Origin of the sequence: Salidesulfovibrio brasiliensis JCM 12178, from assembly GCF_001311825.1 — a bacterium.
Classification (GTDB): domain Bacteria; phylum Desulfobacterota; class Desulfovibrionia; order Desulfovibrionales; family Desulfovibrionaceae; genus Pseudodesulfovibrio; species Pseudodesulfovibrio brasiliensis.
Window position 1 is genome coordinate 1 of the sequence record NZ_BBCB01000176.1, and the last position, 779, is coordinate 779.

Annotated in this window: 1 protein-coding gene; it reads right to left on the reverse strand. The window is 67.8% G+C overall.

What is annotated here, in order from left to right:
* Positions 1 to 779, reverse strand: a 779-nt coding sequence (locus JCM12178_RS18870; RefSeq protein WP_218185666.1) for a hypothetical protein, incomplete at both ends; no start/stop codon positions are given.

Sequence of the window (779 nt, forward strand, 5' to 3'; positions counted from 1 at the left end):
CTGCGGGTCGGCCATGGCGTTGTCCATGAGCGCGCCGCGATGCAGCAGCACCGAGGCCTCGAACACGTCCCGACGCGGCACGTCCGGTCCCACGGCGGCGATCTGTGGCGCATAGTACGAAGCAGCCTCGCCGATCCTCCCGGTCTCCAGCGCGATACGGGCGAGGAAGGTGTCGCAGAGGCGCACCTCCTGTGCTGCCGAGAATCCGCCGGAAGCGCGGCTTGCCGTGGCCTCGTCCAGCGAGGTTTCGATGTCGATGCTGATGAGCGCGGAGCTTTTGCGTGAACGGTCCGGCACACCGTGCTTCAGGACCAGCGTGCGGGCTTCGCGAAAGAGCGTTGCAGACTCGGTCAGCAGCCGTTCCCGCTCGGTGCCGGTGTGCTCTCCGGCCTGCATGTAGACGTTGTAGGCCGCCGAACGGGTCAGCATGCCGAGATTCTTTTCCGCCTTGAGCCGCCGGGCCAGCTCCGCAGCCTCGCGGAAGGAAGCGGCGGCTTCGGAATACCGCCCGTCATCCTGCTGGGCCAGCGCGAGCCGGTTGAGCAGTTCAGCCTCGGCCTCGGCAAGCTGCACCGGCTCGTCCAGCGCGCGCTGGGCCTCGGCGTAGAGATAGTCGAAGGTCTGCCGCACGGCGGGGTCGCCCATCATCTCGGCGGCAGCGTTCATGATGTCATGCTCACGTTCAAGTAGCTCTGCCACGGTGTTCCGGTAGGCGGTCCATGCCTCGGAAGGCGGCGGCCCGGTCACGGCGCGGCCAGCCTCGGCCAGTTCCCGGTCAA